The organism is Variovorax boronicumulans, assembly GCF_009811375.1.
In the GTDB taxonomy this organism is placed as follows: Bacteria; Pseudomonadota; Gammaproteobacteria; order Burkholderiales; family Burkholderiaceae_C; genus Variovorax; species Variovorax boronicumulans.
Window position 1 is genome coordinate 478781 of the sequence record NZ_BKDH01000003.1, and the last position, 25102, is coordinate 503882.

The following is a 25102-nucleotide window of genomic DNA, read 5'->3' on the forward strand; positions in this document are numbered from 1 at the left end:
CGCTGCGCATGCGCGGCGTGGCCTTGACCATCGGCGCCGTCGCGCTGGTGGCCGCGGGGACCGGCTGGCTGGCACTCGGCCCGGGGGCGGTCGACGCGCCGCAGGCCGCCGCGCCGCGCGCCACGGCGGAGGTCGCGGTGCCCACCGCGCCTCGTCCGGCGCAGTCCACCGCAGCGGCCCCCGACGCCCTGCTCACCAGCGACCTCATCACCCTCTTCGACCAGGTGCTCGCCGAAGCGCAGGCCGACAGCAAGGCCACGCTGATGGCCCGCGCGCCCGCCCTGCTCGCCCAGCGCCTGCGCGAAGACTGGCGCGTGCGCGCGCTGGGCCTGCTGGAGCGCTACGTCGACATGCAGGAGGCCCTGCGCACCCTGCAGCCGCCCGCGCCCGGCGACCCGGCCTTTTTGCGCCGCAGCCTGGAGGCGCGCGAGGCGGTGCGCCGGCAGTTCTTCGCGCCCGAGGAAATCGAAGGCCTGTTCGGCGACCAGATCCGGCAGGACCAGTTCATGGCCGAGAAGATGGAGCTGCTGTCCAACCCCGACCTCACGCCCGAGCAGCGCGCCGCGGCGCTCGCGCAAAGCGAGCAGGCCTGGCTGTCGCCCGCGCAGCGCGAGGTGCGCAAGGAGGCCGTGGCCCATCTGGACGTGATGCGCCAGACCGAGGCGCTGCAGGCACGCGACGCCAGCCCCCAGGAGCGCTTTGCCGCGCGCAGCGAGGCCTACGGCTACGAGGTGGCGCGCGGCCTGGCCGCGCTCGACCAGGAAACCCAGGAATGGAACGCCCGGCTCGACCGCTACGCCAGCACGCCCGAGGCCGAGCGGGCCCAGCTGCGCGAGACGCTCTTCAACGAAAACGAGCGCCTGCGCCTGAGCGGTGCCCTGGCGATGCGCTCGGCCGCCGCGTCCAAGCCGGCGAAGTGAATCGGCTAAGTAAGCGCAGGCTTACGCAGGCTGCGCTTCGCCCATGGCCGAGGCCGGCAGGCCGAACACGCGGTCGAAGGCCCAGTTGAAAACGAAGGTGTAGACCAGGAAGAACACCACCAGGCCCAGGTCCATCACCAGCGCCTGCCAGAGCGACACGCCCAGGCCCCAGGCCAGCATCGGCACCAGGAAGGCGATCAGGCCGCCCTCGAAGCCGATGGCGTGGGCGATGCGGCGCTTCAGGCTGCGCCCGCGCACCGCCTGGCGCGACTCCCAGCGCTCGAACAGGGCGTTGAAGGTCAGGTTCCAGATCACCGCGATGACCGAGGCGCCCACGGCCAGCAGGCCCGAGTGGCCGAGCCCCGCATCCGACATCAGGGCCAGGCCGGCGCTGGCCGCCACGATGGCGATGCCCTCGTAGAGGGAGATGTAAACGATCCGACGCTGAAGGCCCTGCATGACTGTTTCTCTGTGTGTTTGACTGCGATGGAGGGACTTTATTTGCTTTTAGTTGATATAAAAAGTTAACTTATTTCAGTTTTATTGATAGATCGGGGCGCCATGGCTTTCTCCAGCGACAACGTCGAGGTCTTCCTGGCCGTGATCGACCACGGCTCTTTCTCGGCCGCCGCGCGGGCGCTGCGCAAGGTGCCGTCGGCCGTGAGCATGGCCATCGCCAACCTGGAGGCCGAGCTGGCGCTGCCGCTGTTCGACCGCAGCGGCCGCGAGCCCCAGCCCACGTCCGCCGCGCGCTCGCTCGAGCCGCAGGCGCGGCTGCTCGCGGCCCAGTTGCGGCAGTTGCAGGTGCAGGCGCTGGCGCTCACGCAGGGGCTGGAAGACCGGCTCACGCTGGCCATCGCGCCCGAATTGCTGGCCGCGCCCTGGAGCGGGCCCCTGGCCGCGCTGGCCGACGACTACCCGCTGCTGCAGGTCGAGGTGCTGGCCGCGCCGCAGGCCGACGCGCTGGCGCTGCTGCACAGCGGCCGGGCGCAGCTGGCGCTGGTGTTCGAGCGCCCCAGCCTCGACGGCCGCGAGGGCTTCCAGGAGGTCGGCAGCGACACCATGGTGGCCGTGATGGCGCCCGAGCACCCCGTGCTGCGCGCCGCGGCCGGCGGGCGCCTGCGCGAGGAGCACCTGACCAACACGCGCCAGATCGTGGTCGCGGGGCGCGACCTGGCCACCAGCGACCCGCGCTTCGTGTTCGCGCGGCATGTCTGGCGCACCGACAACGCGCTGGCCGCGCTGAGCCTGATCACCGCCGGGCTGGGCTGGGGCTGGCTGCCGCGCAACTTCGCGCGGCCCCACGTGGCGGCGGGCGCGCTGGTCGAGATCCCGTTCGAGAACCTCAGCAACGGACTGGACCTGTGGGTGGACGTGGTGTGGTCGCGCGAACGGCCGCTGGGCCTGGGCGCGCAGCGCTTCGTGGCGCTGATCGCGCGCGACCGGCAGGCGGCGGCCGGCATCGGGACGCCGGCCGTGTGAGCCGGGTCAATTCTTTCCGTGGCCGTGGCCGTGCCCGCCTCCACCGCCGTGCCCACCGCCCCCGCCGTGCGGACGCCCTCCTCCGCCCCCGCCGCCCCCACCGGGCCGGCCCCCGCCCGGATGCGGATGCGACACGCCCGGCGGCGGCCCGGGCCGGAAGCCCGGCTGCGGGCGCGGCGGGCGGAACCCGGGGTCGACGGGCGGTCGGATGCCCGGCCCGTGCGGGGGACGGACCCCAGGCCCATGAGGCGGACGGACCCCAGGTCCGTGGGGCGGACGCACGCCAGGCCCCGGCCAGGGCCGCGGCTGCCAGCCCGGGTGCACGGGCGGCGGCGGACGCCAGCCCGCGATCGGTGGCGGCGGGGGCCGGTGGCCCCACCAGCGCCGGTCGCCGTACCAGGGGCGGTCGCGGTAGTAGTCGGCCCAGTAGCTGCCGATCACGAAGCTCACGATCGGCACGCCGATGACCGCGCCGTAGGTGGCCAGCGGCACGCGCTGCTGCTGGTAGGCGTAGTCGAGGTTCCTGGCCCAGACCCAGCCGCGCCCGCCGTCGGGCAGCACCACGTCGCACCAGCCGTAGCCGCTGGTGCAGCCGACCACGTCGACCGGCTGCCCCGGCCCGAGCCGCGCCACCAGTGGGTAGTCGCCCGAGGGCCCGGCGCGCAGGTTGACCGCGCCGCGCGTGAAGGCCTGCTGCGCCGCCGCCGCAAGCGGCAGCAACAAAACGAGCGCGCCCAAGGCAGCGCGGCGCAAGAAGGATGTGGCGTTCATGGGAGGCTCCTGTGCGCCCCAGCGTAGGCGTGGGGCGGGGAGCCGTCAATCAGCCGAGGGCGCGCGCGGCGCCCGGCTTCAGGCGGCTTCTTTGTAGAAGCCGTTGCTGTTCAGGAGGCGGCCCTTGGCAGGCGCCACGGCCGCACCGATCGCCGCGATGTGGTCCGGCGTGGTGCCGCAGCAGCCGCCCACGATGTTCACCAGCCCCTCGGCCGCGAACTCGTGCAGCAGGCGCGAGGTGACGTCGGGCGTCTCGTCGAAGCCGGTGTCGCTCATCGGGTTGGGCAGGCCGGCGTTCGGGTAGCAGCTGATGTAGGTGTCGCCCGCCACGCGCGCCAGCTCCTGGATGTAGGGGCGCATCAGCGTCGCGCCCAGCGCGCAGTTCAGGCCGATGGCCAGCGGCTGCGCATGGCGCACGCTGTGCCAGAAGGCGGTCACGGTCTGGCCGCTGAGGATGCGGCCCGAGGCGTCGGTCACCGTGCCGCTGATGATCAGCGGCAGGCGCTGGCCGCTGTTGTCGAAGTACTCGTCCACCGCGAACAGCGCGGCCTTGGCGTTGAGCGTGTCGAAGATGGTCTCGACCAGGATCACGTCGGCGCCGCCTTCGACCAGCGCTTCGGTCTGCTCGTAGTACGCCGCGCGCAGCGATTCGAAATCGACATTGCGCGCACCCGGGTCGTTCACGTCGGGGCTGATGCTCGCCGTCTTGGGCGTCGGGCCGAGGGCGCCGGCCACGAAGCGCGGCTTGTCCGGCGTGCTGTACTTGTCGCAGGCCGCGCGCGCCAGCTTGGCCGATTCGAGGTTCATCTCGCGCGCCAGGTGGGCCATCTTGTAGTCCTCCTGCGCGATGGTGGTGGCGCCGAAGGTGTTGGTCTCGATGAGGTCGGCGCCGGCCGCGAGGTAGGCCTCGTGGATGTCGGTGATGACGTCGGGGCGCGTGAGCGACAGCAGCTCGTTGTTGCCCTTCACGTCGCGCTCGAAGTCCTTGAAGCGCTCGCCGCGGTATTGCTCTTCGGTGAGCTTGAAGCGCTGGATCATCGTGCCCATCGCGCCGTCGAGGATGGCAATGCGGTTGGCGAGGATGCCCGGCAGCGCCTGGCCGCGGGTATAGATGAGGGGCTTGGTCATGTCCGCGATTGTAAAAACCCCGGTCTGGCCCGGCGCGCAGGCGGGTCTTGGCGACCCGGCCCCAGTGTCAGCCTTGCCCGCCCGCGATCTCCGCCAGCGCCTGCACGAAGCGCGCGTTGTCCGCGTCGGTGCCCACCGACACGCGGATGAAGGTCTCGAAGCCCGGCTCCTTCCAGGGCTTGACGATGATCCCGCGCGCCAGCAAGGCCTCGTTGACCGGCGCGTTGGGCCGGCCGAGGTCGACGAACAGGAAGTTGGCCGCCGACGGCGCGATGCGCAGGCCCGGCCAGACCGACCCGGCCAGGGCGCGAAGCTGCGCCGCCAGCGCCTCGCGCTGTTGCACGGTGCGCGCCACCGCCTGCGCCATGAAGGCCTCGTCGCCCCAGGCCGCCAGCGCCGCGGCCTGCGCCGCCAGGTTCACGTTGAAGGGCGTGCGCACGCGGTCGAGCAGCTGCACCAGCGCCGCGTCGGACGCGATGCCGTAGCCCACGCGCAGGCCGGCCAGGCCCCAGGCCTTGGAGAAGGTGCGCAGCACGATCCAGGGGGCGCGGCCTTCGCCGGCCGCCTGCCATGCGCGCAGCAGGGCGAGCACGTCGGGGTAGCCGGGCGCCAGCCGCGCATATTCGTAATAGGCCTCGTCCACCACCAGCAGCGTGCCCGCGGGCACCGCCGCGAGCAAGCGCGCGAAGTCGTCCGCATCGAACATGCAGCCGACCGGGTTCGAGGGGTTGGCCAGCATCACCACCTTGGGCCCGCGCGCGAGCGCGGCGCACCAGGCGTCGAGGTCGAAGCCGAGTTCCGGCGTGAGCGTCAGCAGCTCGACCTGCGCGCCCATCATGCGCGGGTAGATCTCGTGCAGGCCGAAGGCCGGGCGCTGCGTGAGCACGCGGTCGCCCGGCGACAGCAGCGCCTGGCACAGCATCTGCAGGATGTCTTCCGAGCCGTTGCCGATCACCACCTCGCCGGGCTGCGCGCCGGTGCGCTGCGCGATGGCGGCACGCAGCGCCGTGGAGTTGGCGTCGGGGTAGGTGCCCGCGCGCGCCGCCAGGTCGACCAGCGCCCGCGCCACCGCGGGGCTGGGGCCGTACGGGTTCTCGTTGCTCGCCAGCCGCGCGATCTCGCTGACGCCGTAGCGCGCGCGCACGGCCTCCGAGGACAGCCCCGCGTTGTAGGGCGGCAGCGGCGGCACCTCGGGGCGCGCGAACGCGTGGATGGCGGCGCTCACCGGGCGCCGCCTTCGACGAAGGCCAGCACCGCTTCCAGCATGCGGCGCACGTGCGGCTTCACGCCCGCGGCCACGTCGGGCAGGTAGTCGAAGGGCAGCGCTTCCTGCATGTAGCTCGACTGGGTCATCTCCAGCTGCACCGCGTGCACGCCGCCGGCCGGGTTGCCGTACTGGCGCGTGATGTGGCCGCCCTTGAAGCGGCCGTTGAGCACGCCGGTGTAGCCCGGCGCCGATTCGGCGATGCCGCGCAGCGTGGCGGCCAGCGCGGGGTCGCAGCTCTTGCCGTCGGCGGTGCCCAGGTTCAGGTCGGGCAGCTTGCCTTCGAAGAAGCGCGGCAGCACGGAGCGGATCGAGTGCGCGTCCCACAGCGCGACGGTGCCGTGCGCGGCCGTGAGGCGATCGAGCTCGGCCTGCAGCTGCTGGTGGTACGGGCGCCAGACGGCCTCACGGCGTTCGGCAACTTCTTCGTCGGACGGGTGGTCTTCGGGCTTCGCGTAGACCGGCGTGTCGTCGAAGGTGTCGACCGGGCACAGGCCGGTGACGCTCTGGCCCGGGTACAGGCTGGCGCCGTCCGGCGGACGGTTCAGGTCGACCACGTAGCGCGAGTGCGTGGCCACGAGCACCGACGCGCCGAGTGCGTCGGCGAAGTCGTAGAGCTGTTCGAGGTGCCAGTCGGTGTCGGGCACATGGCGTGCCTCGTCGGTGAAGCGCGCGGCCAGCGCGGGCGGCACGTGCGTGCCGACGTGCGGCATCGAGATCAGCAGCGGGCGCGTGCCCTGGCGGAAGCGGAACGCCGGTTCGGTGGTGGTGAAGGCCATGGGAATTCAGTCCTTGAGGAGTTGGGTGCGCGCGGCAACGAAGGCGGCGGCGGCATCGCCATGCAGCGCATGCCGGCCCGCCGTGACGCGTGGGCGGCCCGCCACCCAGACCGCGTCGACGGCCGAGGTGCGGTGGCTCGCGAACACATGGGCCGAGAGCATGTCAGGCGCCGACAGGCCCTGCAGCGCGAGGTGATGGGCGTCGAGCACGACGAAGTCGGCCTGCTGCCCCGCGGCCAGCCCGCCGACCGCGCGGCCCGCCGCCTGCGCCCCGCCCTGCACGGCTTCGAGCGTGAGCGCGGTGGCCACGTGCGGTTGCGCCGCGCTGGCGCCGACGTTGCGCTGGCGCCGGCCCAGGCGCTGGCTGTACTCGAGCATCAGCAACTCCTCGGCCGCGTTGACGCTGGCGTGGCTGTCGGAGCCCACGCCCCAGGCGCCGCCGTGGCTGCGCCAGCGCGCGAAGTCGAAGATGCCGTCGCCCAGGTTGGCCTCGGTGGTCGGGCACAGGCCCGCGACCGCACCGCTCTGTGCCGCGTATTCGTACTCGGCGTCGTTCATGTGCGTGGCGTGCACGAGGCACCAGCGCGCATCGACGGCCGCGTGGTCGAGCAGCCATTCGACCGGGCGCAGGCCGCTCCACTCCACGCAGTCGTCCACTTCCTTCGTCTGCTCGGCGATGTGGATGTGGACCGGCGCGGTGCGGTCGATGGCGTCCAGGCCGGCGAGCGCCTCGCGCAGCGCCTCAGGCGGCACGGCGCGCAGCGAATGCGGCGCCAGGCCCAGGCGCGCGCCCTGCGTGTCGCAGTCGGGCTTGAGCGTGTCGAGCAGGCGCAGCATCGATTCGGTCGAGCGGATGAAGCGGCGCTGCCCCTCGGTGGGCGGCTGGTCGCCGAAGCCGCTGGTCTGGTAGAGCACGGGCAGCAGCGTGAAGCCGATGCCGGTGTTGTGCGCAGCGCGCAGCAGCGCGCGGCTCAGCGCCGCGTCGTCGGCGTAGGGACGCCCGTCGGTGTCGTGGTGCACGTACTGGAACTCGCACACGCTGGTGTAGCCCGCCTCGAGCATCTCGGCGTAGAGCCAGGTCGCGATGGCCTCCATGTGCTGCGGGCCGAGGCGCGCGGCAAAGCGGTACATCAGCGTGCGCCAGCTCCAGAAGCTGTCCTGCTGCTCGGCGCGGTGCTCGGTGAGGCCCGCGAACGCGCGCTGGAAGGCGTGCGAATGCAGGTTGGGCATGCCCGGGATCACCGGGCCGGTCGCCACCTGCGCGCCCGCGGGCGGTTGCGCGCCGGCCTGCACCTGCGTGAGCTGGCCGGCGTCGTTCCACGACAGCAGGACGTTCTTCGTCCAGCCTGCGGGCAGCAGCGCATCGGCTGCGAAAAGCGTGTGTGTCATTCGGTGGCTCCGATGGCGATGCGTCCCTGGCGCACCACGGCGCGCACCGGCTGCTGGCCGAACCAGTAGGCCAGCTCGGCGGCGTCGTGCAGGTTCCAGAGCACGAAGTTGGCGGGCATGCCGGGCGCGATGGCGCCGTGCGTGTCCTGCAGGCCGAGCGCGCGCGCCGCGTGCACGGTGACGCCGGCGAGCGCCTCGGGCACGGTGAGGCGGAACAGCGTGCAGGCCATGTTGACCATCAGCAGCAGGCTCAGCGTCGGCGAGGTGCCGGGGTTGTGGTCGGTCGACACGGCCATCGGCACGCCCGCGGCGCGCAGCGCGTCGATGGGCGGCAGGTGCGTGTCGCGCAGCGTGTAGTAGGCGCCGGGCAGCAGCACGGCCACGGTGCCCGACTGGCGCATGGCCGCGATGCCGTCGGCCGACAGGTGCTCGATGTGGTCGCACGACAGCGCGCCGTAGCGCGCGGCCAGCGCCGCGCCGCCCATGTCGGAGAGCTGCTCGGCATGCAGCTTCACGGGCAGGCCCAGCGCCTGGGCGGCTTGGAAGACCTGCTCGGTTTCCGCGAGCGAGAAGGCGATGCGTTCGCAGAACACGTCGACCGCATCGACCAGCCCTTCGGCGGCGAGCGCGGGCAGCATCTCCTTGCAGACGAGGTCGATGTAGTCGCCACTGCGGCCGGCGTATTCGGGCGGCAGCGCGTGCGCGCCGAGGAAGGTGGTGCGTACGGTGACGCCGTAAGCCTCGCCCAGTCGCCGCGCCACGCGCAGCTGCTTGCGCTCGTGCTCGAGCGCCAGGCCGTAGCCCGACTTGATCTCGATGGCGCAGACGCCGTCGGCCAGCAACTGCTCGAGGCGCGCAGCGGCCTGGGCGAACAGCGTGTCTTCGTCGGCCTCGCGCGTGGCGCGCACCGACGAGACGATGCCGCCACCGGCCTTCGCCACCTCTTCGTACGTGGCACCCGCCAGCCGCATCGCGAACTCGTTGGCGCGCTGGCCGCCGTAGACCAGGTGCGTGTGGCAATCGACGAGGCCGGGCGTGACGAGCGCGCCGCCGCCGTCGTGCGACGCGAGCCCCGCGAACTCGGCGGGCAGGTCGGCGCGCGCGCCGACCCAGCGGACCGTGCCCTGCGCGACCACGAGGGCGGCTTCGGCGTCGGGCGCCAAGGTGACGCCGGGCGCCGCACCGGGCGCCAGGCGCAGGCCGGTCCACAGGCCGTCGGCCGAGGGGAATTCGCTGGGGGGTGTCATCGTCATCTCCTGTTCTTTGCTTGGGCCGCTCAGGCCGGCACGAAGCGCACGGCCACCAGCCGCGCGCCGTCGCTCGCCGGCGCGGCCTGCCATGCCTGCGCGGCGTCGGTCCAGCACAGGCCCTCGCCTTCAGCCAGGGCCTCGCCGTCATTCAAGCGCCACTCGCCGCGCAAGGCCAACAGCACGCCGTGCGGCGCGGGCGCGATGTCGGCGGCGCGTTCCAGCACCTGCACGTCGGCGCGCCATTGGCCGCTGCGCGCCATCACATTGAAGTCGTTCGAGGCGCCGCCGAGCAGCGTGCAGTCGATCGGGTCGTCGCCGGAAAAGGCGAAGGGCTGGTGCGGCACGTCGAGCCGGTGCGACACGCGGCCGTCGTGCGTGAAGAGGCGCACGCCGTCGCCTTCGAGCAGCATGATCTGGCGCTCGATGCCCGGGAACACCGAGAACGGGCCCGGCGACGCGATGGTGGCGATGCTCACGCGCCAGCCGAAGCTGTCGAGCCCCGCGCCTGGCGGCCAGCTGGCGATTTCCTGCGTGGTGCCGCCGCCGTTCTTCCAGGGCGTGGCGCGCAGGGTCGCGCGCGAAAAACGCTGCACGCTCATCGCATCAACCCGCCCTGGCGCAGCTTCTGTTCGAAATGCCGCAGGATCAGGGTCATGGTGCCCGTGAGCATGAAGTACACGAGCGCGATGGCCAGGTACACCTCGAGCGAGCGGTACGACACGCTGATGATCTTCTGGCCTTCGTGCATCACGTCGTGGATCGTGAGCAGCGACACCAGCGCCGAGTTCTTGATGAGCGCGATGAACTCGTTGCCCAGCGGCGGAATCATGCGCACCACGGCCTGCGGCAACACGATCTGGCGCATCGCCACGCCGGGCGTCATGCCCAGCGACTGCGCGGCCATGGTCTGGCCCTTGTCGATCGACTGGATCGCGCCGCGCACGATCTCGGACACATAGGCGCCCGAGTACACGCCGAGCCCCAGCACGCCGCACACGAAGGCCGGCAGCAGGATGCCGAAGTGCGGCAGGCCGAAGAACAGAATGAACAGCTGCACCAGCAGCGGCGTGCCGCGAATCGCCGCCACGTAGGCGGTGCACACGCCGTAGATCCAGCGCCGCTTCGGGTTCAGCCGGCCGATGCCGACCAGGAGGCCCAGCACGCAACCGAGCGCCAGCGCGCAGGCGGTGATCTCCACCGTGACCAGCGCGCCGCGCAGCAGGTCGGGCCAGCCCTGCCAGACGGGCGAGAAATCGAAGTCCATGGCGCGCTTACTTGGCGGTGGCGCTGAACCACTTCTTCACGATGGCCGCGTAGGTGCCGTCGGCCTTGAGCTTCTCGATCGCGCCGTTCACGGCCTTGGTGAGCTCGGGCGTGTCCTTGCGGATGGCCATGCCGTACTCCTCGGTGGTGATCTGCTCGTCGAGCACCTTCAGGCCGCCGCGCGTGCGCACGTACTGGAAGGCGGCGGGCTTGCCGGTGACGGCGGCGTCGGCGCGGCCGATGTCCACGAGGTTGAACATCTCCTGGTTCTTCTCGACTTCCATCAGCTGCACCTGCGGGAATTTCTCCTTCGTGTACGACACGGACTTGGTGCCCACCTGCACGCTGACCTTCTTGCCGTTGATGTCGGCCGGCTTCTTGATGGTGGTGTTGTTGTCCTTCACCATGACCACGAGGCCGCCGGCGTAGTACGGCACGGTGAAGTCGACGACCTTCTTGCGCTCGTCGGTGATGTAGATGCCCGACACGGCCATGTCGAAGCGCTTGGAGATGAGGCCCGGCACGAGGCCCTTGAAGTCGATGTCGATCCACTCGATCTTGCGACCCAGCGTCTTGCCGATGGCCTCGACCAGCTCCACGTCGAAGCCGGTGCGCTTGCCGTTTTCCACGAACTCCATCGGCGGGAAGGTGGCGTCGGTGGCCACGCGCAGCGGCTCGCCCTGGGCTTGCGCGGCGCCAGCGAAACCGAAGAAGGCGAGGCCGGACAGGGCGGCGGCGACGAGGGTGCGACGGGTGTTCATGGGAGGGCTTTCGTGGAGGTGAGGGAGGGAGAAAGAAAAAGAAAAGCGGCGACTACTGCAGTGCGCGCGAGATGCGGGCCGCCGTGACGACGGTCATGTGGACCAATGCAGCTTCCATGCCTTCGACGCGCGTGAGTGGCGCCATGAGCGTGATCGCCCCGCGCAGGCGCCGGCCCGCGGCCAGCACCGGCGCGCTCGCGCCCCAGACGCCGGCATCGACCTCGCCGTGGGTCACGGCATGGCCGGCGGCGCGGATGGCGTCGAGTTCGGCGGCGCGCTCGGCGCGGCGTTCGGGGCCTTCGTCAAGGCCGTCGAGCAGCAGGTCGCGCGCGTCGTCGGGTGCGTGGGCCAGCAGGCACTTGGCGCTGGCGCCGTCGCGCGCGGGCACGCTGCGGCCGCGGTCGAAGGAGCAGCGCAGCGACTGTTCGCTGTCGATCATCTCCAGGCACACGACGCGCTCGTTCACCAGGGTGACGAGCGCCACGCTCTCGTGGCTTTGCTGTGCCAGCAGGCGCATGTCGGCGCGCGCGGCCATCACGAGGTCGGAGTTACCGTCGAAGCCGCTGGCCAGCTGCACGCTGACGGGCCCCGGCGAGTAGCGGCCCTCGGACTCCATCACGAAGCCCCAGCGGCGCAAGGTGGCGACCTGGCGGTACAGCGTGCTCTGCGACAGGCCGGTGGCCTGCACGAGCTCGGCCGCCGTCATCGCCGCCTTGCTTTGCGCCAGCACCGACAGCACGAACAGCGCGCGGTCGTTGTGGGCGGGAGCGTCAAGGGGGGTCGTCATCGGGGGCAATCGCTGGGCGGTCGAAAGTGGATGCGGCGTGCAGTATCTTGCTCGCCGTTCTCACGACCAAGCCCGAATTCCCACTCGATGGGAATGAGCGCGTTTTTTCTTTCTACCTTCGTCTTACCGGGGCTCAGCGCACCAGCAGCGGAAAGAGCGGATCGTCCATCGGCGCGCCGGCCGGCAGGCGCTCGGCCAGGCCCGGGAAATCGGGCGAGGTCTTCCAGCTGCGCGGCGCGTGGCGGATGTCGTCGCCCATAAAGCGCACCGAGAACACGCGGCGCCGGTTCGGCCCCTCGACGCCGGCGGCCGCATGCAGCGTGAGCATGTGGAAGCAGACGAAGTCGCCGGGCTCGATGTCCCAGCCGACGATGGGAAAGCGCTCGCGCGCGCCCTCGATGTCGGGCAGGTCGTCCAGGCTGCCTTCAGGGAACCACTTGGCGTGGTTGTCCATGAAGGTGCGCGGCATGAGCCACGGCCCCTTGTGGGAGCCGGCCACGAACTCGAGCGTGGCGGCACGCGACACCGGATCGACCGGAATCCACATGCTGACGTTCTGCATGCCCTCGATGTTGTAGTAGGGCTGGTCCTGGTGCCACGGCGTGCGCTGGCGCGTGCCGGGTTCCTTCACGAGCAGGTGGTCGTGGTACAGGCGCACGGTGTCCGAGCCCATGAGCCGCTGCGCGAGGGGCGCCAGCGGCGCCTGCCGGATGAAGCGGCCGAAGGCGTCGATCTCCTGCCAGTTGCAGAAGTCCTCGAAGAAGCGGCCCGGGTCGTCGGGCCGGCTCGCGACCTTGGCGCGCGGGCTGGGCGCCGCCAGGTTCGCCTCGATGCCGTCACGCAGCAGCGCGAGTTCGTCGGCCGTGAGCAGCTGGCGGATGCAGACCGCGCCGTCGCGCTGGAACTGCGCCACCAGCGCGTCGTCCACGCGTTCGCGCACGCGGCGCTGCAGGTCGCAAGCATCGAGGGTCATCGTCGGGTCTCCTTCGGGTGTCGGGTGTCGGGTGACCCGCTTTTTTACTTCACCTGCGGCGCCTGCCGGCGTTACTTGATCATCGGCAGCTTCAGGCCCTGCTTCTTCGCGGTGGCGACCGCGATGTCGTAGCCCGCGTCGGCATGGCGCATGACGCCGGTGGCCGGGTCGTTGAAGAGCACGCGCCCGATGCGCTTGGCCGCAGCGTCGGTGCCGTCGCACACGATCACCACGCCCGAGTGCTGGGAGTAGCCCATGCCCACGCCGCCGCCGTGGTGCAGGCTGACCCAGGTCGCGCCGCCGGCCGTGTTGAGCAGGGCGTTGAGCAGCGGCCAGTCGGAGACGGCGTCGGTGCCGTCCTTCATGGCTTCGGTCTCGCGGTTCGGGCTGGCGACCGAGCCGGTGTCCAGGTGGTCGCGGCCGATGACGATGGGGCCCTTGAGCTCGCCGTTCTTCACCATCTCGTTGAAGGCCAGGCCTGCGATGTGGCGCTCGCCCAGGCCGAGCCAGCAGATGCGCGCGGGCAGGCCCTGGAAGGCGATGCGCTCGCGCGCCATGTCGAGCCAGCGGTGGGTGTGGGTGTTGTCGGGGAACAGCTCCTTGATCTTGGCGTCGGTCTTGTAGATGTCTTCCGGGTCGCCCGAGAGCGCCACCCAGCGGAACGGGCCCTTGCCTTCGCAGAACAGCGGACGGATGTAGGCCGGCACGAAGCCCGGGAAGTCGAAGGCGTTCTTCACGCCTTCGTCGAACGCGACCTGGCGGATGTTGTTGCCGTAGTCGACCGTGGGGATGCCCATGGCCTGGAAGTCGAGCATGGCCTGCACGTGCACGGCGCACGACTTCGCGGCGGCCTTCTTCAGGGCGTCGTGTTGCGACGCGTCCTTCATGGCGGCCTGCCATTGCGGCACGGTCCAGCCCGAGGGCAGGTAGCCGTTGATCAGGTCGTGCGCGGAGGTCTGGTCGGTCACGAGGTCGGGCTTGAGGCCACCGGCCTTCGCGCGCTTGACCAGCTCGGGCAGGATGTCGGCCGCGTTGCCCAGCAGCGCGATCGACACGGCTTCCTTGGCGTCGCAATGCTGCTTGATCAGTTCGAAGGCGTGGTCGATGTCGCGTGCCTGCTTGTCGACGTAGCGCGTGCGCAGGCGGAAGTCGATGCTCGACTGCTGGCACTCGATGTTCAGCGACACGGCGCCGGCCAGCGTGGCCGCGAGCGGCTGTGCGCCGCCCATGCCGCCCAGGCCTGCCGTGAGGATCCACTTGCCCGCGAGGCTGTTGTTGTAGTGCTGGCGGCCGGCTTCGACGAAGGTCTCGAAGGTGCCTTGCACGATGCCCTGGCTGCCGATGTAGATCCAGCTGCCCGCCGTCATCTGGCCGTACATGAAGAGGCCCTGGCGGTCGAGCTCGTTGAAGTGCTCCCAGTTGGCCCACTTCGGCACGAGGTTCGAATTGGCGAGCAGCACGCGCGGTGCGTCGGCGTGCGTCTTGAACACACCCACGGGCTTGCCCGATTGAATGAGCAGCGTCTCGTCGTCTTCCAGTTCCTTCAGCGAGGCGAGGATCTGGTCGTAGCAGGCCCAGTCGCGCGCGGCGCGGCCAATGCCGCCGTACACCACGAGGTCCTGCGGGCGCTCGGCCACCTCGGCGTCGAGGTTGTTCTGCAGCATGCGGTACGGCGCTTCGGTGAGCCAGCTCTTGCAGTTGAGCTCGGTGCCGCGCGGGGCGCGGATCACGCGGGTCGGGTCATGGCGCGGATCGGCGCCGGTGGGGGTGTTCAGGGCGAATTTGTCGGGTGCGTTCATGGCGTGGTTCTCCTTGTCGGGTGGCGGTCGGTACGGATCACTTCGAGTGGCTGGGCAGGATGTCGAGCAGCGCGGCCGGCAGGTCGGCCGCGAGCGCCCACAGGCGCATGGCTTCGATGTCGGGTGCGAGGTAGCGGTCGGTCTCGAGGAACGCGACCTTCTGGCGGATGCGGGCGAATTCCGCTTCCACCAGCGGCGAACTCTTCAGCTTGCGCTTGAGTTCGATGCCCTGGGCGGCGGCCATCGCTTCGATGCCCACCACCACGGCGGTGTTGTTGACCATGTCGCCCAGGCGGCGCGCCGCGAAGGTGGCCATCGACACGTGGTCTTCCTGGTTGGCCGAGGTCGGCAGGCTGTCGACGCTGGCGGGGTGCGCGTGCGACTTGTTTTCCGAGGCGAGCGCGGCGGCCGTGACCTGCGCGATCATGAAGCCGGAGTTCAGGCCGCCGTCGCGCACCAGGAAGGGCGGCAGGCCCGACAGGCCGCTGTCGAGCAGCAGCGCGAGGCGGCGCTCGGCGATGGCGCCGACTTCGCTCACGGCCAGCGCAATGATGTCGGCCGCGAAGGCGACCGGCTCGGCGTGGAAGTTGCCGCCCGAGATCACCTCGCCGGTGTCGCAGAACACGAGCGGGTTGTCCGACGCGGCATTGGCTTCGATGACCAGCACGCGCGAGGCGTGGGCCAGGTTGTCGAGGCAGGCGCCCATCACCTGCGGGATGCAGCGCACCGAGTACGGGTCTTGCACGCGGCCGCAGTCGGCGTGCGAGGGAACGATCTCGCTGCCGTCGAGCAGCGTGCGCACGGCGCCGGCCACGGCGATCTGGCCGGGCTGGCCGCGCGCGGCGTGGATGCGCGCGTCGAAGGGCTTGATCGAACCCTGGATGGCTTCGAGCGACAGCGCGCCCGACATCAGCGCGGCGGCGAACACGTCTTCGGCGCCGAACAGGCCGGCCAGCGCCAGCGCGGTCGACACCTGCGTGCCGTTGAGCAGCGCCAGGCCTTCCTTGGGGCCGAGCACGAAGGGTTCGAGGCCGATGCTGCGCATGGCTTCGGCGCCGCTGACCTTCTTGCCGTCGGCCAGCGTCGCTTCGCCTTCGCCGATGAGCACGCAGGCCATGTGGGCCAGCGGCGCGAGGTCGCCCGAGGCGCCGACCGAGCCCTTGCACGGGATGCTCGGCGTGACGCCCGCGTTGAACAGCGCCAGCAGCGCGTCGACCAGCGCGGGCCGCACGCCCGAATGGCCGCGCGCCAGGCTCACGGCCTTGGTCGCGAGGATCATGCGCACCACCGGCGCGGCCAGCGGCTCGCCCGTGCCCACGCTGTGCGAGAGCACGAGGTTGCGCTGCAGCTCGGCCAGGTGGTCGTTGCCGATGCGCGTGCTCGCGAGCTTGCCGAAACCGGTGTTGATGCCGTAGACCACCTCGTCGTTCTCGACGATGTGGCGCACCGCGGCCTCGGCCTTGGCCATGCCGTCCTGCACCGACGGGTCGAGCGCAAGGTGCACGCCGCCGGCCTGGATGCGTCGCAGCATCGCAAGGTCGACCTTGCCGGGCGTGAGGGTCAATGTGGCGTGGGAAGTGGCGGTGTGATTGCTTGGCATGTGAACCTGTCTATACAAGTGGTTGCGAGAGAAAACGTGGGCCTCTGAGGGTCGAAAAAAAAACGGTCTGTCTAGCCGAAGGTCGGGTTGCCGTCGGACTTGAATCGGCTGCCCAGGCTGTAGCGCGAAGCGGGATGCAGGCAGCGCACCCAGGTCACGGGCGTGTTGCGGATCCAGGTGCGGCGCGTCAGCAGCAGGCAGGGGTCGGTGGGCGCCATCGCGAGCCGCTCGGCCTGTTCGGCGCTGGGCAGCACGGCATCGACGACGTGTTCGATCTGGTCGAAGGGCACGTTGCGCACCAGGTACTCGCTGGGCGGCACGGCCGTGAAGTCCTGCTCGAGAAAGTCGGGCACGACCTGCGGGTTGACGTAGCGCTCCTCGAGCTGCACGGGCGTGTCGTTGTCCAGGTGCAGGCAGGCGCTGTGGAACACGGAGTCGCCCGCGCGCAGGTCGAGCCAGGCGGCCACGTCGGGCGAGGCCGCGAGGCGCTCGACCGCGAGCATCTCGCAGCGGTAGTCGTGGCCGCGCTGGCGGATCTCGCTGGCGATGTTGGCGATCTGCAGCAGCGTGGACTGCGGCTTGTTCTCGGCCACGAAGCTGCCGACGCCGGCCACGCGCACGATGCGCCCCTGCTCCATGAGCTCGCGCAGGGCGCGGTTCACGGTCATGCGCGCCATGCCGAACTGCGCGACCAGCTCGTTCTCGGAAGGCAGGCGGTGGCCGGGCGGCCACGTGCCGTCCTGGATCTTGCGGGAGATGTGATCCTTGACTTGCGCATAGAGCGCGAGGGACGGCAGGTCGCGTTTCATCGTGCTTTCAATGTTCCGCGGCGGCCATCGACTCGGCGCGGATTTCTTCGGTCAGGCGCGCCTTGATGTCCATGAACTCGGGCGAGGTCTTGATGGTGTAGCTGCGCGGGTGCGGGAAGTCGACCGCGATCTCGGTCTTGATGCGGCCCGGCCGCGCGCTGAACACCGCCACGCGGTTGGCCATGAAGATCGCCTCGTCGATGTCGTGCGTGACGAACAGCACCGTCTTCTGCGCCGACTCCCAGATGCCCAGCAGCAGCTCCTGCATGAGCACGCGGGTCTGGTTGTCGAGCGCGCCGAAGGGCTCGTCGAGCAGCAGCATCTTGGGGTCGTTGGCCAGCGCGCGCGCAATGGCGGTGCGCTGCTGCATGCCGCCCGAGAGCTGCTTGGGGAAGTGGTGCTCGAAGCCGCGCAGGCCGACCTTGGCGATGAAGAACTCGCTGCGTTCCTTCTGGTCGGCTTCGCTCATGCCGCGCTCGCGCAGGCCGAAGCGGATGTTCTGCGCCACCGTGAGCCACGGGAAGAGCGTGTAGCTCTGGAACACCACGCCGCGGTCGGCGCCGGGGCCTTCGATGCGCTCGCCGTCGAGCATCACCTGGCCGGTGGTCGGGAAGTCGAGCCCCGCCACGATGCGCAAGAGCGTCGACTTGCCGCAGCCCGAGGGGCCGAGGATGGTGACGAAGTCGTTCTCCTTCACCTCGAAGTCGATCGGCTGCAGCGCCTGCGTGCGCTGGCCCTTGGTGCCGGTGAAGACGCGCGAGACGCCTTGAATGGAGAGTTGGTTCTTCACAGTGCAGCCCATGCAAACAGACGGCGATTCATCGCCTTGAAAGCGAAGTCGGACAACAGGCCGATGACGCCGATCACGATGATCCCGAAGATGATCTGCCCGGTGTTCAACAGCGCCTGGCTGTCGGTGATCATGTGGCCGATGCCCGACGAGGAGCCGATGAGCTCCGCCACGATCACGTACGTCCAGGCCCAGCCCAGCACGAGGCGCAGCGTTTCGGCGATGCCCGGCGCGGCGCCCGGAATGAGCACGCGCGCCACGATGCCGCGGCTGTTGGCGCCCAGCGTGTAGGCGGCCTCGACGAGGTCGCGCCGCGCGCCGCCCACGGTGACGGCCACCATCAGCACGATCTGGAAGAACGAGCCGATGAAGATCACCAGCAGCTTCTGCATTTCGCCCAGGCCCGCCCACAGGATGAGCAGCGGGATGAAGGCCGAGGCCGGCAGGTAGCGGCAGAACGAGACGAAGGGCTCGAAGAAGGCCTCGACCGTCTTCCAGGTGCCCATGGCCACGCCCAGCGGCACCGCGATGACGGCCGCCAGCAGGAAGCCGCCGAACACGCGCCACACGGTCATGCCGATGTCGCCGATGAAGCCGTACTCGGTGAAGAGCAGCCAGCCCTCCTTGACCATCGCGATCGGGCTCGCCAGGAAGGTGGGCGACACGAAGCCGCCCAGCGTGGCGATGCCCCACACCACCACGAAGAGCACGAAGAAGCCCAGCCCCAGCATCGTGCGCGCGGACGCGCTGATGGGCTCGAGCGGCGCGAACACGCGACGCCGCACGGGAGGCGCGGGCGGCGGCGTCACGGCGCGCGCCGGGGCGGCGGTCATCGGTTGCATCTGCGGCAAGGCCTTACTTGACATAGCTGGCGTCGAAGGTGGCGGCATAGTCTTCCGGCGCCTTGCGGATCACGCCGGCCTCCAGCAGGATGGCCGCGGCTTCCTTCATGAAGCTGGTGAGCTCGCCTGCGAAGAACTTCTGGTTGGCGGCCTTGTCCTGCCAGCGCAGGTAGGCCGACGACTTGGCGAACTGCTCGCCGCTTTGCTTGACGGCCGAGCCCATGAGTTCGTTGGCCTTGGCCGGGTCGGCCTTGATCATGTCCAGTGCGTCGAAGTAAGACTTGGTGAGCGCGGCGGCGGCCTTGCTGTTGGCCTTGAGCCAAGTGGGGGCGCAGCCGACGGTGTCCATCACCATCGGGTAGTCGAGCGTGGTGGCCAAAATCTTGCCGGCGGCCGGGTTGGCGCGCACGGTCGACAGGTAGGGCTCGTAGGTCATGGCGGCGTCGTTCTGGCCGGCCACGAAAGCCTGCGCGGCGGGCTGCGGCTCGAGCGAGACCACCTTCACGTCCTTCAGGCTCATGCCGTTCTTGCTGAGCATCCAGGCCAGGCCGAAGTACGGCGCGGTGCCCGGGGCGCTCACGCCGATGCTCTTGCCCTTGAGGTCGGAAAAGCTCTTCACGTCGTTGCGCACGGCCAGGCCGTCGGCGCCGTAGGACTTGTCCATCTGGAAGATCTGCACGATCGGCACGCCGTTGGCGTTCCAGGCCACGTGCGTCTCCACCGTGGTGGCCGCGCACTGGATCGCGCCGGAGGCCAGCGCCAGGTGGCGGTCCTTCTGCGGGATCATCTTGAGTTCGACGTCCAGCCCGTTCTTCTTGAAGATGCCGGCCTTGTCGGCCAGCGACAGCGGCGCAAAGCCGGTCCAGCCGGACATGCCGAGCGAAATCTTCGTGTCCTGGGCGGCGGCCGTTCCGGCCATGCCCGCTGCACATGCACCTGCTGCCAGCAGCGAAGCGACTTTCACAACTACCTTGACCATGGGGACTCCTGGTTCCATTTTTTGAGAGAGGTGATTCGGCGATACATGCCCGGGGGATATGGGCAGCACGCCTCGCATTGTTGCCAGGCGCCCCAACTTGTATATACAGGATAACCCGAAAGTCCTGTTTTGGTGCATCTCCGAGAGAAATGCCCCAGTTTGCTGTCTAGACAAGAGGGGTGCCGGGACGGGGTTCACCATTGCAAACGCCGTGCCACAGTCATATCGGAGCCGCTGGGGGACAATCGGCGTCCGCCCCGGCTCCGGCCCTTTTCTCCCCCTCTCCCGCCCTTCGCACCCCCGCCTGTGTCCTCCCTCGCTCCCCGCCCCTTCGACGCCACCAGCGACGGCAGCAGCCCCGGCAGCGCGGCCCCCGCCGACATCCTTCACGACGTGTTCGGCTACGCGCGCTTTCGCGGGGCCCAGCAGGACATCGTGGAGCACGTGGTGGGCGGCGGCGACGCGCTGGTGCTCATGCCCACGGGCGGCGGCAAGTCGCTCTGTTACCAGATCCCGGCCATCGCGCGGCAGCGCGCGGGGCGCGGCGTGGCGGTGGTGGTGTCGCCGCTGATCGCGCTGATGCACGACCAGGTCGGCGCGTTGCACGAGGCGGGGGTGAGCGCGGCCTTCCTCAATTCCACGCTCGACTGGGAACAGACGCAGGACGTGGAGCGCCGCATGCTGCGCGGCGAGATCACGCTGCTGTACGCGGCGCCCGAGCGCGTGAACACGCCGCGCTTCCTGTCGCAGCTCGATTCGTTGAACGAGCGCGGCAAGCTCTCGCTGTTCGCCATCGACGAGGCGCATTGCGTGAGCCAGTGGGGCCACGACTTCCGCCCCGAGTACCGCGCGCTCACCGTGCTGCACGAGCGCTACCCGGGCGTGCCGCGCATCGCGCTCACGGCCACGGCCGACGACCTCACGCGCGCCGACATCGTCGAGCGGCTGCAGCTCGAGGAGGCGCGCCAGTTCGTCTCCAGCTTCGACCGTCCGAACATCCGCTACACCATCGTCGAGAAGAAGGACGCCACCACGCAGCTGCTGCGCTTCATCGAGCGTGAGCACGAGGGCGATGCGGGCGTGGTCTATTGCCAGTCGCGCAAGCGCGTGGAAGACCTCGCGACGACGCTGCAGGGCGCCGGCATCAACGCGCTGCCGTACCACGCAGGCCTGGACGCGGCGGTGCGTCAGAAGCACCAGGACCGCTTCCTGCGCGAGGAAGGCATCGTGATGGTCGCGACCATCGCCTTCGGCATGGGCATCGACAAGCCCGACGTGCGCTTCGTCGGCCACGTCGACATGCCCAAGAACATCGAGGGCTACTACCAGGAAACCGGTCGCGCGGGCCGCGACGGCGCCCCCGCCGACGCCTGGATGGCCTACGGCCTGAACGACGTGGTGAACCAGCGCCGCATGATCGACGAGAGCCCGGCCGGCGAAGAGTTCAAGCAGGTGATGCGCGGCAAGCTCGACGCCCTGCTCTCGCTGGCCGAGGCCAGCGACTGCCGCCGCGTGCGCCTGCTGGGCTACTTCGGCGAGAAGAGCACGCCCTGCGGCAACTGCGACAACTGCCTGAACCCGCCGCAGGTGTGGGACGGCACCGATGCCGCGCGCAAGCTGCTGAGCACCATCTACCGCGTGCAGCAGCTCAGCGGCATCAGCTTCGGCGCGGGCCACATCATGGACATCCTGCGCGGCAAGGCGACCGAGAAGGTCAAGCAGTTCGGGCACGAGCGCATCAGCACCTTCGGCATCGGCGCGGAGTTCAGCGAGGTGGCGCTGCGCGGCGTGCTGCGCCAGCTGATCGCCACCGGCGCGCTGGCGGTGGACGCGGAAGCCTTCAACACACTGAAGCTCACCGAGGGCTCGCGCGCGGTGCTCAAGGGCGAGACCTCGGTGTCGCTGCGCGAGTCGGTGTCGTCGCCCGCCGAGCGCAAGCCCCGGCGCGAAAAAGCCGCCAAGGGCGCGCCGTCGCCGGCTGCGGCCTCGCTGGACGACACCGGCAAGAAGCGCTTCGAGGCGCTCAAGGCCTGGCGCGCCGAGGTGGCCAAGGAACACAACCTGCCGGCCTACGTGATCTTCCACGACGCCACGCTGGCCGCCATTGCCGAGCGCGCGCCCGCGACGCTCGAAGACCTGCAGGGCATCAGCGGCATCGGCACGAAGAAGCTCGAGGCCTACGGCGCCGAGGTGCTTCGCGTGTGCGAGGCCTTCTGACCCTCTCCGGCTAGAGCAGGCGGGCGGCCTTCGAGAAATCGATGGACGCGAGCACCGCGGCGCGCATGGCCGTCAGCAGATGGCGCTCGTCGTTGCTGCGCTTCTGGAAGGTGTAGGTCAGCGCGGGCAGGGCCTGGCGGGTCTTCAGGATGCGCAGGTCGCCGCGGCGCGACAGCAGGCGCGCCCAGCCTTCCGGCAGGAACCCGACACCGATCCCCTCGATCAGCAGGCCGGCGACAGCGCCCCAGCTGTTGCAGCTGAGGCGGTGCGGCGCCTCGAGGTTCTCGGCCATGAGCCATTCGTCGAGCAGGCGGCTGGTGCCCGCGCCGGTCGGCAGCGTCACGATGGGATGTTGCGCGAGCAGCGGCGCGCCGAGGGTCGTGGTCTTGCCCGCCAGCGCGGGCGCGGCCACCCACACGAAATGCGCCTGGCCCACGGTGTGCGACGAGATCAGCCCGTGGTGCGGTGAGCGCCCGGCGATCACCGCGCAGTCGAGCTCGCCGTTGCGAAGGCGCTCGTCCAGCGCCGAGCCGAAGTTGACGTGCGGCTCCAGGCGCAGGTCGGGCAGGTGCCGCCCCACATGCGCGACGAGCTGGGGCAGCCAGGTCAGCGCGCTCAGTTCGCCGATGCCGAAGGTGCAGCGACCTCCGAGGCTGGCGGGCGCGCCGATCGACCGCTTCGTTTCGTCGGCCGCCAGCAGCAGCGCGGCGGCGCGCGGCAGGAAACGCTCGCCCGCGTCCGTGAGCGTGGCCCGCTGCCCGGCGCGGTCGAACAAGGGCGCGCCGAGCGACACCTCCAGCTCGGCCAGGCGCTTGGACAGCGACGAGGTCGACAGGTGCAGCCGCTGCGCCGCGAGCGCAAAGCTGGCGCAGGTCGCGGCCCAGTAGAACGCCTCCAGTTGCTTCAGCGTCATGCGCCGTTCCCCTCTGTCATTTCGAAAAAAGCGAAATGGCAAATTACCATAAATTCGCTTTTTCAAAACCTTCTGCACGCCTACAGTCCGCGCGGACCGAACGACTGACTGGATGACGGACATGACTGTTTTCTCGCGTGCCTTCGATGCCCCGCGCCCCGCGCCGGCGCAAGCCCCCGCTGCTGCCGCCGCGACACCACGGCGTCTGGCCGGCATCCTGTCGCTGCAGGACTTCGAGCACGCGGCCCGGCGCCGGCTGCCGCGCCCGCTGTTCGGCTACATCGCCGGCGCGGCGGAAGACAACCGCTCGCTGGACGCCAACCGCGCCGCGTTCGACGCGCACGACTTCCTGCCCCGGGTGCTGGTCGATGTCTCCCGGCGCTCGCAGGAGGTCACGCTGTTCGGCCAGCGCTACGCGTCGCCCTTCGGGATCGCGCCGGTCGGCATCAGCGCGCTGTCGGCCTACCGCGGCGACCTGGTGCTCGCGCAGGCGGCGCAGGCGGCCGGCATTCCCGCGGTCATGAGCGGCACCTCGCTCATTCCGATGGAAGAAGTGGCCCAGGCCGCGCCCGGCACGTGGTTCCAGGCCTACCTGCCGGGCGACGCGGCGCGCATCGACGGCCTGGTGGCGCGCATTGCCGGCGCGGGCTTTCGCCACCTGGTCGTCACGGTCGACATTCCCGTCTGGGCGAACCGCGAAAACAACGTGCGCGCCGGCTTCACGACGCCGCTGCGGCCCAGCCTGCGGCTGGCATGGGACGGCCTCGTGCGGCCGCGCTGGCTGCTCGGCACGCTCGCGCGGACCTTCGTGACGCAGGGCATGCCGTATTTCGAGAACTCGTTCGCCACGCGCGGCGCGCCTCTTTTCTCCAGCACCGCGATCCGCGACACGACCGGCCGCGACCACATCCACTGGGACCACATCGCCCGCATCCGCCAGCAGTGGCGCGGGCCGCTGATCCTGAAGGGCATTCTTCATCCGGCCGATGCGCGGCGCGCGCGCCAGCTCGGCGCCGATGGCCTCATCGTCTCCAACCACGGCGGCCGGCAGCTCGACGGCGCGGCCCCGGCGCTGCGCGCGCTGCCGCAGGTGCTGGACGCCGCGGGCGAGCTGCCCGTGATGGTCGACGGCGGTGTGCGCCGCGGCAGCGACGTGCTGAAGGCACTGGCGCTGGGCGCCAAGGCCGTGTTCGCCGGCCGGCCGTTCATGTATGCCGCCGCCGTGGGCGGCCACGCGGGCGTCACGCACGCGATCCGGCTGCTGCGGGACGAGGTCGATCGGAACATGGCCATGCTCGGCGTCAACGACCCGGGCGAACTCGACGCGAGCTGCCTGATCCCTCGGCGCCCCTGACCTGTTCCCCCTCATCCCACCCATTCCATCAATCCAAGAGGAGGAAGACACCTTGCCAAAAAAACCCACCCTGTTCGCCCTCGCCTGCCTGCTGGCGGCAACCGTGCCCGCCCACGCGCAGGGCTACCCCGACAAGCCCGTCAAGCTGCAGGTGCCGTTCGCGCCGGGCGGCACGACGGACATCATTGCGCGCGTCATCTCCGAGCCCCTGGGCAGGCACCTGGGGCAGAGCGTCATCGTCGAGAACAAGTCGGGCGCGGGCGGTGCGATCGGGGCCGCCGAGACCGCGCGCGCCACGCCCGACGGCTACGCGTTGGGCATCGGCACCGTGTCGACGACGGCGGCCAACCCGGCCATCAACCCGAAGGTGCCCTACAACCCGAAGACCGACTTCACGCCGATCATCAACCTGGCGGCGACGCCCAACGTCATTTCGGTCCACCCCAGCTTTCCGGCCCGGGACTACAAGGGCTTCATCGAGGTGCTGAAGAAGAACCCCGGCAAGTACGCCTACGCCACCGCAGGCACGGGCAGCATCGGGCACCTGCAGATGGAGCTGTACAAGGGCATGGCCGGCGTGTCCGTCACGCACATCCCCTACCGCGGGTCGGGCCCGGCGCTCAACGACACCGTCGCGGGCCAGGTCGCGATGATCTTCGACAACCTGCCGTCGGCGCTGCCCTTCATCAAGGACCGTCGGCTGATCCCGATCGTCGTGGCGGCGTCCGAGCGCCTGAAGGACCTGCCCGACGTGCCGACCTTCAAGGAGGTCGGGCTCGCGCCGGTGAACCGCATGGCGTACTACGGCATCGTGGGCCCCAAGGGCCTGCCCAAGGACGTGGTGGACAAGGTGCACGCGGCGGCGCGCAAGTCGCTCGAAGAGCCTGCCGTGCGCAAGCGCATCCAGGACACCGGCTCCTTCGTCGTCGGCAACACGCCGCAGGAATTCACGCAGCAGATTGCCGCCGAGTTCGACGTGTACAAGAAGGTGGTGGACTCCGCCGGACTCACGCCGGACTGAACCAGCGAGTG

General features: G+C 70.2%; 24 protein-coding genes. 5 read left to right on the plus strand and 19 right to left on the minus strand.

Annotation, left to right across the window (positions count from 1 at the left end):
• The first annotated feature begins 8 nt into the window (after positions 1-8).
• Positions 9-920, plus strand: coding sequence for a lipase secretion chaperone (locus tag VHAB30_RS24865; protein WP_159278915.1), 912 nt, complete (start codon positions 9-11; stop codon positions 918-920).
• 21 nt (positions 921-941) lie between these two features.
• Here VHAB30_RS24865 and VHAB30_RS24870 read toward each other — a convergent pair whose 3' ends face one another.
• Complete coding sequence (locus VHAB30_RS24870) at positions 942-1379, minus strand: PACE efflux transporter (RefSeq protein WP_062473998.1); 438 nt, start codon at positions 1377-1379, stop codon at positions 942-944.
• 102 nt (positions 1380-1481) lie between these two features.
• Here VHAB30_RS24870 and VHAB30_RS24875 point away from each other — a divergent pair, with 102 nt between their 5' ends.
• The gene (locus VHAB30_RS24875) at positions 1482-2402 is read left to right on the plus strand and encodes a LysR family transcriptional regulator (protein ID WP_062474000.1); all 921 of its coding nucleotides are present in this window, start codon (positions 1482-1484) and stop codon (positions 2400-2402) included.
• Between the two features lie 6 nt (positions 2403-2408).
• On the opposite strand, the gene VHAB30_RS24880 is transcribed toward VHAB30_RS24875, so the two are convergent.
• The 17 genes from VHAB30_RS24880 to VHAB30_RS24960 form a co-directional block, all read right to left on the minus strand.
• Positions 2409-3173 (minus strand): SH3 domain-containing protein, encoded by a 765-nt coding sequence (locus VHAB30_RS24880; RefSeq protein ID WP_159278916.1) that lies wholly within the window; start codon positions 3171-3173, stop codon positions 2409-2411.
• Between the two features lie 78 nt (positions 3174-3251).
• Positions 3252-4301: a homocysteine S-methyltransferase family protein gene (locus VHAB30_RS24885; protein ID WP_070064057.1), complete on the minus strand. Its 1050-nt coding sequence runs from the start codon at positions 4299-4301 to the stop codon at positions 3252-3254.
• Between the two features lie 67 nt (positions 4302-4368).
• Positions 4369-5526: a histidinol-phosphate transaminase gene (locus tag VHAB30_RS24890; RefSeq protein ID WP_159278917.1), complete on the minus strand. Its 1158-nt coding sequence runs from the start codon at positions 5524-5526 to the stop codon at positions 4369-4371.
• Positions 5523-6344: an N-formylglutamate deformylase gene (gene hutG, locus VHAB30_RS24895; protein WP_062482294.1), complete on the minus strand. Its 822-nt coding sequence runs from the start codon at positions 6342-6344 to the stop codon at positions 5523-5525. The genes VHAB30_RS24890 and hutG overlap by 4 nt, the downstream gene beginning before the upstream one ends.
• A gap of 6 nt (positions 6345-6350) precedes the next feature.
• Entirely contained in the window at positions 6351-7733 is a 1383-nt protein-coding gene (locus VHAB30_RS24900) for a formimidoylglutamate deiminase (RefSeq protein ID WP_159278918.1), read from the minus strand.
• Entirely contained in the window at positions 7730-8980 is a 1251-nt protein-coding gene (gene hutI, locus VHAB30_RS24905; protein ID WP_159278919.1) for an imidazolonepropionase, read from the minus strand. Before hutI ends, VHAB30_RS24900 begins: the two co-directional genes overlap by 4 nt.
• Before the next feature lie 29 nt (positions 8981-9009).
• Positions 9010-9582 (minus strand): HutD/Ves family protein, encoded by a 573-nt coding sequence (locus VHAB30_RS24910; protein ID WP_159278920.1) that lies wholly within the window; start codon positions 9580-9582, stop codon positions 9010-9012.
• Positions 9579-10247: an amino acid ABC transporter permease gene (locus VHAB30_RS24915; protein ID WP_062482282.1), complete on the minus strand. Its 669-nt coding sequence runs from the start codon at positions 10245-10247 to the stop codon at positions 9579-9581. Before VHAB30_RS24915 ends, VHAB30_RS24910 begins: the two co-directional genes overlap by 4 nt.
• A 7-nt stretch (positions 10248-10254) precedes the next feature.
• Positions 10255-11007, minus strand: coding sequence for a transporter substrate-binding domain-containing protein (locus VHAB30_RS24920; protein ID WP_062482279.1), 753 nt, complete (start codon positions 11005-11007; stop codon positions 10255-10257).
• Between the two features lie 52 nt (positions 11008-11059).
• Positions 11060-11794, minus strand: coding sequence for an IclR family transcriptional regulator (locus tag VHAB30_RS24925; protein ID WP_159278921.1), 735 nt, complete (start codon positions 11792-11794; stop codon positions 11060-11062).
• 133 nt (positions 11795-11927) lie between these two features.
• Entirely contained in the window at positions 11928-12767 is an 840-nt protein-coding gene (locus tag VHAB30_RS24930) for a phytanoyl-CoA dioxygenase family protein (protein WP_159278922.1), read from the minus strand.
• 71 nt (positions 12768-12838) lie between these two features.
• Entirely contained in the window at positions 12839-14566 is a 1728-nt protein-coding gene (gene hutU / locus VHAB30_RS24935) for a urocanate hydratase (protein WP_159278923.1), read from the minus strand.
• A 37-nt stretch (positions 14567-14603) separates the two neighbouring features.
• Complete coding sequence (gene hutH, locus VHAB30_RS24940) at positions 14604-16166, minus strand: histidine ammonia-lyase (RefSeq protein WP_095951037.1); 1563 nt, start codon at positions 16164-16166, stop codon at positions 14604-14606.
• Positions 16167-16237: 71 nt separating this feature from the next.
• Positions 16238-16975 carry a histidine utilization repressor gene (gene hutC / locus VHAB30_RS24945; protein ID WP_062481289.1) on the minus strand — a complete coding sequence of 246 codons (738 nt, stop codon included), beginning with the start codon at positions 16973-16975 and terminating at the stop codon, positions 16238-16240.
• A 7-nt stretch (positions 16976-16982) separates the two neighbouring features.
• Positions 16983-17777, minus strand: coding sequence for an ABC transporter ATP-binding protein (locus VHAB30_RS24950; protein WP_062481286.1), 795 nt, complete (start codon positions 17775-17777; stop codon positions 16983-16985).
• Positions 17762-18607 (minus strand): ABC transporter permease, encoded by an 846-nt coding sequence (locus tag VHAB30_RS24955; protein ID WP_390904034.1) that lies wholly within the window; start codon positions 18605-18607, stop codon positions 17762-17764. Before VHAB30_RS24955 ends, VHAB30_RS24950 begins: the two co-directional genes overlap by 16 nt.
• A gap of 13 nt (positions 18608-18620) precedes the next feature.
• Entirely contained in the window at positions 18621-19586 is a 966-nt protein-coding gene (locus VHAB30_RS24960; RefSeq protein ID WP_159278925.1) for an ABC transporter substrate-binding protein, read from the minus strand.
• Between the two features lie 306 nt (positions 19587-19892).
• Between VHAB30_RS24960 and recQ the strand changes: the two genes are divergently transcribed.
• Positions 19893-21803 (plus strand): DNA helicase RecQ, encoded by a 1911-nt coding sequence (gene recQ / locus VHAB30_RS24965; RefSeq protein WP_174250282.1) that lies wholly within the window; start codon positions 19893-19895, stop codon positions 21801-21803.
• Positions 21804-21813: 10 nt separating this feature from the next.
• Here recQ and VHAB30_RS24970 read toward each other — a convergent pair whose 3' ends face one another.
• Positions 21814-22716, minus strand: coding sequence for a LysR family transcriptional regulator (locus tag VHAB30_RS24970; protein ID WP_062481283.1), 903 nt, complete (start codon positions 22714-22716; stop codon positions 21814-21816).
• A gap of 112 nt (positions 22717-22828) precedes the next feature.
• On the opposite strand from VHAB30_RS24970, the gene VHAB30_RS24975 reads away from it, so the two are divergent.
• Together VHAB30_RS24975 and VHAB30_RS24980 are read left to right on the plus strand one after the other, a co-directional pair.
• Complete coding sequence (locus VHAB30_RS24975) at positions 22829-24070, plus strand: alpha-hydroxy acid oxidase (protein ID WP_390904035.1); 1242 nt, start codon at positions 22829-22831, stop codon at positions 24068-24070.
• A 52-nt stretch (positions 24071-24122) separates the two neighbouring features.
• The gene (locus tag VHAB30_RS24980) at positions 24123-25091 is read left to right on the plus strand and encodes a tripartite tricarboxylate transporter substrate binding protein BugE (protein ID WP_159278927.1); all 969 of its coding nucleotides are present in this window, start codon (positions 24123-24125) and stop codon (positions 25089-25091) included.
• The last annotated feature ends 11 nt before the right edge of the window (positions 25092-25102 follow it).

What these genes read in the sequence shown, in the direction of transcription:
- VHAB30_RS24865 (WP_159278915.1), top strand. Translation starts at nt 9, where the DNA reads ATGCGCGGCGTGGCCTTGACCATCGGCGCCGTCGCGCTGGTGGCCGCG.
- VHAB30_RS24870 (WP_062473998.1), bottom strand. Translation starts at nt 1,379, where the DNA reads ATGCAGGGCCTTCAGCGTCGGATCGTTTACATCTCCCTCTACGAGGGC.
- VHAB30_RS24875 (WP_062474000.1), top strand. Translation starts at nt 1,482, where the DNA reads ATGGCTTTCTCCAGCGACAACGTCGAGGTCTTCCTGGCCGTGATCGAC.
- VHAB30_RS24880 (WP_159278916.1), bottom strand. Translation starts at nt 3,173, where the DNA reads ATGAACGCCACATCCTTCTTGCGCCGCGCTGCCTTGGGCGCGCTCGTT.
- VHAB30_RS24885 (WP_070064057.1), bottom strand. Translation starts at nt 4,301, where the DNA reads ATGACCAAGCCCCTCATCTATACCCGCGGCCAGGCGCTGCCGGGCATC.
- hutG (WP_062482294.1), bottom strand. Translation starts at nt 6,344, where the DNA reads ATGGCCTTCACCACCACCGAACCGGCGTTCCGCTTCCGCCAGGGCACG.
- VHAB30_RS24900 (WP_159278918.1), bottom strand. Translation starts at nt 7,733, where the DNA reads ATGACACACACGCTTTTCGCAGCCGATGCGCTGCTGCCCGCAGGCTGG.
- hutI (WP_159278919.1), bottom strand. Translation starts at nt 8,980, where the DNA reads ATGACACCCCCCAGCGAATTCCCCTCGGCCGACGGCCTGTGGACCGGC.
- VHAB30_RS24910 (WP_159278920.1), bottom strand. Translation starts at nt 9,582, where the DNA reads ATGAGCGTGCAGCGTTTTTCGCGCGCGACCCTGCGCGCCACGCCCTGG.
- VHAB30_RS24915 (WP_062482282.1), bottom strand. Translation starts at nt 10,247, where the DNA reads ATGGACTTCGATTTCTCGCCCGTCTGGCAGGGCTGGCCCGACCTGCTG.
- VHAB30_RS24920 (WP_062482279.1), bottom strand. Translation starts at nt 11,007, where the DNA reads ATGAACACCCGTCGCACCCTCGTCGCCGCCGCCCTGTCCGGCCTCGCC.
- VHAB30_RS24925 (WP_159278921.1), bottom strand. Translation starts at nt 11,794, where the DNA reads ATGACGACCCCCCTTGACGCTCCCGCCCACAACGACCGCGCGCTGTTC.
- VHAB30_RS24930 (WP_159278922.1), bottom strand. Translation starts at nt 12,767, where the DNA reads ATGACCCTCGATGCTTGCGACCTGCAGCGCCGCGTGCGCGAACGCGTG.
- hutU (WP_159278923.1), bottom strand. Translation starts at nt 14,566, where the DNA reads ATGAACGCACCCGACAAATTCGCCCTGAACACCCCCACCGGCGCCGAT.
- hutH (WP_095951037.1), bottom strand. Translation starts at nt 16,166, where the DNA reads ATGCCAAGCAATCACACCGCCACTTCCCACGCCACATTGACCCTCACG.
- hutC (WP_062481289.1), bottom strand. Translation starts at nt 16,975, where the DNA reads ATGAAACGCGACCTGCCGTCCCTCGCGCTCTATGCGCAAGTCAAGGAT.
- VHAB30_RS24950 (WP_062481286.1), bottom strand. Translation starts at nt 17,777, where the DNA reads ATGGGCTGCACTGTGAAGAACCAACTCTCCATTCAAGGCGTCTCGCGC.
- VHAB30_RS24955 (WP_390904034.1), bottom strand. Translation starts at nt 18,607, where the DNA reads ATGCAACCGATGACCGCCGCCCCGGCGCGCGCCGTGACGCCGCCGCCC.
- VHAB30_RS24960 (WP_159278925.1), bottom strand. Translation starts at nt 19,586, where the DNA reads ATGGTCAAGGTAGTTGTGAAAGTCGCTTCGCTGCTGGCAGCAGGTGCA.
- VHAB30_RS24970 (WP_062481283.1), bottom strand. Translation starts at nt 22,716, where the DNA reads ATGACGCTGAAGCAACTGGAGGCGTTCTACTGGGCCGCGACCTGCGCC.
- VHAB30_RS24975 (WP_390904035.1), top strand. Translation starts at nt 22,829, where the DNA reads ATGACGGACATGACTGTTTTCTCGCGTGCCTTCGATGCCCCGCGCCCC.